Here is a 7596-nt window from a genome sequence, read left to right on the forward strand (position 1 = left end):
ACGTCATGGGCAAGGGCACGGGTGCCGCGATCCTGATGGCGACGACCAGGGCCGTCGTCCGGTCGGCGAATAGCGCCTTCGCCGGCGGCCGGTTCGGCGCGACCGCAGCAACGGGTGAGGTACTGACCGAGGTCAACACCATCCTGTTCGATGACCTCGTGGCCAGTGCAGCCTTCGTCACCGGCTTCTTCGGCTGGGCAGATCCTGCGACCGGCCAGATCCGCTACGTCGACGCGGGGCATGGCCTGACTCTTGTCGTTCGCGCGGACGGCTCGCACCAGATCCTCCCGACCACGGACCTCCCGCTCGGTGTCACCGCCGACTGGACGTGGACCGAGCACCACCTCAATCTTGACCCCGGCGACCTGCTCCTGTGCTTCAGCGACGGATTGTTCGACCTGCTCGGCGGCACGCCCGAGGTGTTCGAGGTGATCGCCGACCTTGCACGCAAGCACCCACGCCCACCGGACCTCGTCAAGGTCATCCGCTCGATGGCCACCACAGCAGTGCCGATGGACGATGTCACGGTCTTGGTCATCCGCCGCTCGGAGGTGGACTGAACGATGCGCACCCTGCTGCTGCGCCTGCTGATCCTGACCACCGGAATTGCTGGGATCAACTACGTCGTGTGGCGGTGGATGTTCTCCCTCAACTGGGACGCCTGGTGGATCGCCGTGCCGCTCGTGCTGGCCGAGACGTACAGCCTGATCGACTCCCTGCTCTTCGGCCTCACAATGTGGCGGATCAAGCGTCGTGGCGAGCCTGAGCTGCCTCCGGAAGGCGCGACGGTCGACGTCTTCATCACGACCTACAACGAGCCGCTCGAACTCGTCCAGAGGACGGCTCTCGCGGCCAAGGCCATCACTCATCCGCACCAGACCTGGCTTCTCGACGACGGCAACCGCAAAGAGCTGGGCGAGTGGGCAGAGGCCAACGGCAGCGGCTGGCTCCGCCGCTCCGACGACTGGATCGACCGGCCGCGCCACGCCAAGGCCGGCAACATCAACAACGCCCTGATGGCCACCGACGGGGAGTTCCTGCTGATTCTGGACGCCGACCAGATCCCCGAGCCGAACATCCTCGATCGTACGCTCGGCTACTTCCGCGACGACAAGGTCGCACTGGTCCAGACTCCGCAGGTTTTCACCAACGTGCCGGACAGCGACCCGCTCGGCAGTCAGGCGCCACTGTTCTACGGCCCGATCCAACAGGGCAAGGACGGCTGGAACGCTGCCTATTTCTGCGGCTCCAACGCGGTGATCCGGCGCGAAGCCTTGATGCAGCTCGGCGTCTCCCGCTACGTCGGCGAGGTCGAGATCTCGGTCGATCGCGCGCTTCGCACGTCGAAGACAGTGCTCGCCAAGGCGATCAAGCAGCTCGTCCCGGCTGACGAACATCTCCGGGCCTCGCTGGACCTCGTGGCGTACGACATCCGACGCGCACAACGCGAGCTGGGCAGAGGGGACGCGATCGGCGACGTGACATACCGCTTCCAGCAGCGAGTCGACTCGATCAGCCGGAACCTCGTCGAGTCTGACCTCGCCGCGCTGCGCGACGACCTCGCCGCGATCGAGGGCCTGTCCGCCTCTCCCGACTCCCCCGACTCCTTCGACTCCTTCGGTGGCGGTTCGACGTTCATCGACGACGGCGCTCTCGATGTCATGGCACGGCGGGAGTGGTCACCGCTCGGTGCCATCGAGACGGTCCGCACCTTGATCGGATCAATCGATGTCGACCGCGGCCATGAGGCACAGCCCGTCATGCCCCTCGCGACGATCTCGGTCACCGAGGACATGGCCACCTGCATGCGCCTCCACGCTTTGGGTTGGCGCAGCGTCTACCACCACGAGACGCTCGCCTACGGGTTGGCGCCCGAAGACCTCGGGACGATGCTCACGCAGCGGCTTCGTTGGGCCCAGGGCACGGTTCAGGTCATGTTCCGGGAGAACCCACTGACCCAGCGTGGTCTCACGATCGCCCAACGGCTCATGTACTGGTCGACGATGTGGAGCTATCTCTCGGGGTTTGCCGCTGTCGCCTACATCGCCGCCCCGGCGATCTACCTGACGTTCGGGATCCTGCCGGTCGACTCGCTGGGTACAGAGTTCTTCGTGCGCCTGATCCCCTTCCTCCTCATCAATCAGTTCTTGTTCTTCGTGGTCGGACGTGGTTCCACGACATGGCGGGGTCAGCAGTACTCGCTGGCGCTCTTCCCGGTCTGGATCAAGTCATTCACGTCGGCGTTCGGCAATGTCTACCTCGGGCGCAGCCTCGAGTTCGCGGTGACGCCCAAGACTCGCCAGGAACGCACAGGACCACCGTGGCACCTCATTCGTCCCCAGTTGTGGGCGATGGCGATCCTGGTGGTGGCGTCTGTGATCGGCATCGCGCGGCTTGCGGCCGGTGGCGCCGATCCGCTCGGCACCGGGGTCAACCTTGTGTGGGTCGTCTTCGATCTGATGATCTTCAGCGTGCTGATCCAAGCCGTGCTCTATCGCGGCTACAAGCCCGAAAAAACCCAGGAAAGGGAGGCACCATGACGGGGTTCACCGTCGAGCGCACGGATCGAGGCATCGGGGTCGTACGACCCGAGGGACGCCTGACCATGGTGTCGGCTCGCCAGCTGACCGAAGCCATCGCTGGCCTCCTGGACAGCGGCACTGAGCGTATCGTCGTCGACCTCTCCGCGACCGAGTTCATGGACTCCTCGGGGCTCGGAGCGCTCATCGCCGGTCTGAAGGCGGCCCGGCAGGCGGGGGGCGACCTGCGGATCGCTGCCCCCAACGAGCAAGTCGTCACGATCCTTCGGCTCACCAATCTCGACAAGGTCCTCCGGCCCCGCGAGACCGTGGCGAAAGCTTACGACCGTGACTGACGAACCGGTCACCATCCTCACGCTGGTCGCTCCGCTGAGCCAGGCCGCACTCGAGGAGGTTCACAACCTCGTGGCGCAGCTGTTCGACACGGTCGGGGTCACCGAGATGCTCGATCGCATCCGATTCGAGACAGCTGTCATCGAGGTCGCCGGCAACATTCTCGAGCACTCGACCCGCACCGACCCCCCCAGCGACGAGCCACGAAGCTTCAACATCGTCCTGCAGGGCGACGCGCACGCTCTCACGGCCGAGTTCCGTGACGACGGCAAGCCGGTCGAAATCGACTTCGAGCAGATCTCGATGCCGGCTGACGACGCCGAGGAGGGACGGGGACTCGCTCTTGCCCTGGCCACGGTCGACGAGATCAGCCATGAGCACACCGACGGGCTGAACATCTGGCGTCTCACCTGCCGCCGATCGCCCTGATTCTTCACTGACCGTCGTCGCAACATCGCTGACAGGTTGTTCTCGCGGCACTCATCGCCACTGTGCTCGTTCCGTGAGGAGACCCGTCAGCGCTACTGGGTGAGGCGGTAGACGTCGAAGACCCCTTCGACGGTCCTCACGGCTGACAACACGTGACCCAGGTGCTTGGGATCGGCCATCTCGAAGGTGAACTTCGACTTGGCGACCCGGTCCCGGCCCGTCGACAGGGACGCCGACAGGATGTTGACATGTTGGTCGGAGATGACCCTCGTGATGTCGCTGAGAAGGCGCGGCCGATCGAGGCCCTCGACCTGCACCGCCACCAGGAAGGTGCTCTTGCCCGTCGGCGCCCAGTGCACCGCCACGAGCCGCTCGGGCTGGCTGCGAAGCGCCAGGAGATTGACGCAGTCGGTGCGGTGGACGGATACACCGGAGCCACGCGTCACGAAGCCCTCGATGGTGTCGCCCGGCACCGGTGTGCAGCACCGCGCGAGCTTGACCAGCACCTCGCCGTCGAGGCCCTCGACCACCACCCCGGCGTCGCGGGTCTCGGTGTGCGGCCGCCGTGCCCCGATACCCGGCAGCGAGGTCGCCTCGGCGAGGTCCTCCTGCGCACCGTCGCGGCCGCCGGCGAGGTCGATGACACGCTCGACGACATTCTGCGGGCTGACGTTGCTCTCGCCGACCGCCGCGTAGAGAGTAGACACGTCGGGCAGGTGCAGCTCCTTGGCGACGGTGTCGAGAGTCTCGTGCTTGAACAACCGGTGCAGCGGCAAACCCTCCTTGCGCATCTGCTTGGCGATCTGGTCCTTGCCCCGCTCGACCGACTCCTCGCGGCGCTCCTTCGTGAACCACTGGCGGATCTTGTTGCGCGCACGCGGGCTCGCGACGAACTCGAGCCAGTCTCGGCTCGGGCCCGCGTCGGGTGACTTCGACGTGAAGATCTCGACGACGTCGCCGCTCTCGAGGGTGGACTCCAAGGACACCAGTCGCCCGTTGACGCGGGCCCCGATGCAGGCGTGGCCGACCTCGGTGTGAACGGCATAGGCGAAGTCGACCGGAGTGGCATCCGCCGCCAGCTGGATCAGGTCGCCTCGCGGCGTGTAGGCGTAGACGCCGGCATTGTTGATCTCGAAACGCAACGAGTCGAGGAAGTCGACGGAGTCCTCGGTCTCGGACTGCCAGTCGAGCACCTCGCGCAGCCACAGCATGTCATTGGCGTCGACACCCTTGCCACCGTTCTTGGCGCCGTCCTGACCGTCTTCCTTGTACTTCCAGTGCGCGGCGACGCCATACTCAGCGCGCCTGTGCATGGCGTTGGTACGTATCTGCAGCTCGACGGGTTTGCCCTGCGGCCCGATCACCGTGGTGTGCAACGACTGGTACATGTTGAACTTCGGCACCGAGATGTAGTCCTTGAAGCGCCCCGGGATGGGGTTCCATCGCGCGTGCAGCACACCCAGCACGCCGTAGCAGTCGGCGACGCTGTCAACCAGGATGCGCACCCCGACGAGGTCGAAGATGTCGGAGAACTCGCGGCTGCCGAGAAGCATCTTCTGATAGATCGAGTAGTAGTGCTTGGGCCGGCTCGAGACCTTGGCCTTGAGCTTGACGTGTCGCAGGTCTGACTCGACGTCGTTGACGACACGCTCGAGGAACTGCTCGCGCGAGGGGGCCCGATCTGCGACGAGCCGGACGATCTCGTCGTAGACCTTGGGGTGCAGGGTGGCGAACGCGAGGTCTTCCAGCTCCCACTTGATCGTGTTCATGCCGAGCCGGTGTGCCAGTGGCGCAAAGATCTCGATCGTCTCGCGAGCGATGCGCTCCTGCTTGTCCTGGCGCAGATAGCGGAGAGTGCGCATGTTGTGCAGACGGTCGGCGAGCTTGATGACGAGCACCCGGATGTCACGGCTCATGGCCACGACCATCTTGCGAATGGTCTCGGACTGCGCCGAGTCGCCGTACTTGACCTTGTCGAGCTTGGTCACACCGTCGACGAGGCGCACGACCTCCTCACCGAAGTCCTTGCGCAGCTCGACCAGCGTGTAGGTGGTGTCCTCGACGGTGTCGTGCAGCAGCGCGGCGCACAGGGTCGGGGCGGTCATGCCGAGCTCGGCAAGGATCGCCGCCACCGCCAGCGGATGGGTGATGTACGGGTCGCCGCTCTTGCGCGTCTGGCCCTCGTGCATCCGCTCGGCGATGTCGTACGCCTTCTGGATCGATGTGACATCGGCTTTGGGGTGGGTGACTCGAAACACCTTGAGCAGAGGGTCGAGCACCGGGTCGGGCGCACCGGACCTGCCACCGCCGCCGATGCGGGCAAGTCGGTTGCGCACACGCGCAGAAGCAGGCGCAGGGTCGACGTTCTTCGACTCGACGGGGGACGCCTCGACGCGATCAACCACGCGTACTCCTCACGATGTTGTCCAAAGCCAGTCTGACCTCCATGATATGCCAGCGATGCACGGCGGGGCTGGTCTCAGCGAAGCAGGCCGTCGATCAGTGTCGCGGCGGCGCCGAGAACGAGGATGCCGACGAGCACGACGGCGACGACGCGGACCTGATGGGGATTCATGAAACTCGATTCGTGGGAGGGGCTCAGTAGGAACGAAGGGACGCACAACCGGTGGGGGCGAGGGAGGCCTGACCGCCGAGTGCGAGCAGCTCGATCATGACGAGGTTGCCGGCCACGGTGCCCTGCGCCTGCCGGACGAGGTCAGCGGCGGCACGCATCGTTCCGCCCGTGGCCAGCACATCGTCGACGACGAGCACCCGCGCCCCCGGCTGGAGGGCGTCTGCATGCATCTCGAGCACGGCTGAGCCGTACTCGAGGTCGTACGCCGTGGAGAGTGACACGGCCGGGAGCTTGCCGACCTTGCGCACCGGCACGAGGCCGACCCCGAGGCGCAGCGCGATCGACGGACCGAACAGGAAACCGCGGGCCTCGATGCCCAGGACAGCATCAACCGGGCCCGCCAGCAGGGCCAGTTCGGTGAGGCCGTCGACGACGTCCGCCAACGCACGGGCATCACCGAGGAGCGGCGTGATGTCACGGAAGGTGATGCCGGGCTCGGGCCAGTCCTCGATCGGCCGGACCAGCCGGTCGATGGTGGCGCGTAGCTCGTCGCCGCGGGAGGAGGTGTCGGTCACGGGGGTCCTTTCACGACAGCAGGTCCCGTGGGCACAGCCCCCGGGACCCGCCGACAGTGGCTCTTACGACTTGTTGAGGTTGACCTTGCAGGTGTCTTTCGCCTGCTTCTCGATGTTCTTCGAGGCCTTCGTGAAGGCTGCGCTGTTGAGCTTCGAGAACTCCGAGGCGAGCCCAGTGAGCTTCGAGACGTCGACGCCCGGGGGGACCTCGCCCTTCTGGATCTTGTCGAGGTCTGAGAACTTCAGACCGGCATCCTTGAGCGCCTTCTCGATCGTCGTGATGGCACCATCAAGCTTCTTCCAGTCGGCCTTCAGGTCGTCGGGCGACTCGTCGGCGAGCTTGTGGAACGTGGCGAACGCCTGGTCGAGCTTGCCGACGTCACCTCCGGACAGGTTGCCGAACGTCGCGGAGGCCTTCTTGATGTCCTTGCAGTAGCTGCTGTCGGCGCCAGCATCGCCGCCACCACAGGCGGTGAGCGTCGTACCGAGAAGGACTGCGCCGGCCAGGGCCAGTGAAAGCTTCATGAGGTCTCCTCTAGATTTTGTTGCGATGCGGCCCAGGACGTTTCCCGTGGCGCTCATCAGTCCAACAGCATGCCACGACAAAACCACGGTTCACGAATCTGACTTGCCGCGCTGAGATCGAGGCTTGCGCGAGGGCTGGACCCGCTTCGACGCTCCCGAAGTCGTGACCGGGCGGTGAGGTGCCGCGACCGCTGCCTCGACCGGCGCCTCCGCCTCCTTCTGGCGACGCGCCATGACCCGCGCGGCCTGGGCCTTGATGGCAGGTTCACGCTCCTTGAGCTGCGACGCGAACGGCGTGGCGATGAAGATCGAGGAGTAGGTTCCGGCCAACATGCCCACGAAGAGCGCCAGCGCGAGGTCCTTGAGCGGGCCCGTTCCGAGCACTGCCACACCGACGACGAGCAACGCCGCGACGGGCAGCAAAGCGGTGACCGAGGTGTTGATCGAGCGCACGAGCGTCTGGTTGAGCGCGAGGTTCGCCTGCTCCGCGTAGGTGCGCGACGTCGACTTGAGGATGCCCCGCGTGTTTTCCCTGACCTTGTCGAACACGACGACAGTGTCGTAGAGCGAGTAACCGAGGATCGTCAACAACCCCGTGACCGTCGCTGGTGTGACCTCG

The 7596-nt window shown here is 65.6% G+C and carries 7 protein-coding genes and 1 pseudogene; 4 read left to right on the forward strand and 4 right to left on the reverse strand.

The window, feature by feature from the left end; translation table 11 throughout:
• The 4 genes from H7290_RS05805 to H7290_RS05820 all read left to right on the forward strand — a co-directional run.
• On the forward strand, window positions 1–560 hold a 560-nt coding region (locus H7290_RS05805), incomplete at its 5' end, for a PP2C family protein-serine/threonine phosphatase (RefSeq protein WP_290513069.1).
• Between the two features lie 3 nt (window positions 561–563).
• Window positions 564–2540: a glycosyltransferase family 2 protein gene (locus tag H7290_RS05810; RefSeq protein WP_290513070.1), complete on the forward strand. Its 1977-nt coding sequence runs from the start codon at window positions 564–566 to the stop codon at window positions 2538–2540.
• Window positions 2537–2875 carry an STAS domain-containing protein gene (locus tag H7290_RS05815; protein ID WP_290513071.1) on the forward strand — a complete coding sequence of 113 codons (339 nt, stop codon included), beginning with the start codon at window positions 2537–2539 and terminating at the stop codon, window positions 2873–2875. Before H7290_RS05810 ends, H7290_RS05815 begins: the two co-directional genes overlap by 4 nt.
• Window positions 2868–3302: an ATP-binding protein gene (locus tag H7290_RS05820; RefSeq protein WP_290513072.1), complete on the forward strand. Its 435-nt coding sequence runs from the start codon at window positions 2868–2870 to the stop codon at window positions 3300–3302. Before H7290_RS05815 ends, H7290_RS05820 begins: the two co-directional genes overlap by 8 nt.
• A gap of 92 nt (window positions 3303–3394) precedes the next feature.
• On the opposite strand, the gene H7290_RS05825 is transcribed toward H7290_RS05820, so the two are convergent.
• From H7290_RS05825 to H7290_RS05840, 4 genes and pseudogenes are all read right to left on the reverse strand, one after another.
• Window positions 3395–5638, reverse strand: a complete 2244-nt coding sequence (locus H7290_RS05825; RefSeq protein ID WP_290513075.1) for a bifunctional (p)ppGpp synthetase/guanosine-3',5'-bis(diphosphate) 3'-pyrophosphohydrolase — start codon at window positions 5636–5638, stop codon at window positions 3395–3397.
• 262 nt (window positions 5639–5900) lie between these two features.
• Complete coding sequence (locus H7290_RS05830) at window positions 5901–6452, reverse strand: adenine phosphoribosyltransferase (RefSeq protein ID WP_290513073.1); 552 nt, start codon at window positions 6450–6452, stop codon at window positions 5901–5903.
• A 63-nt stretch (window positions 6453–6515) separates the two neighbouring features.
• Window positions 6516–6977: a hypothetical protein gene (locus H7290_RS05835; RefSeq protein ID WP_290513074.1), complete on the reverse strand. Its 462-nt coding sequence runs from the start codon at window positions 6975–6977 to the stop codon at window positions 6516–6518.
• Window positions 6978–7067: 90 nt separating this feature from the next.
• Window positions 7068–7596, reverse strand: a pseudogene (locus H7290_RS05840) (protein translocase subunit SecF); the annotation flags it as partial.

The sequence above is a fragment of the Aeromicrobium sp. genome (genome assembly GCF_014378035.1).
In the GTDB taxonomy this organism is placed as follows: Bacteria; Actinomycetota; Actinomycetes; order Propionibacteriales; family Nocardioidaceae; genus Aeromicrobium.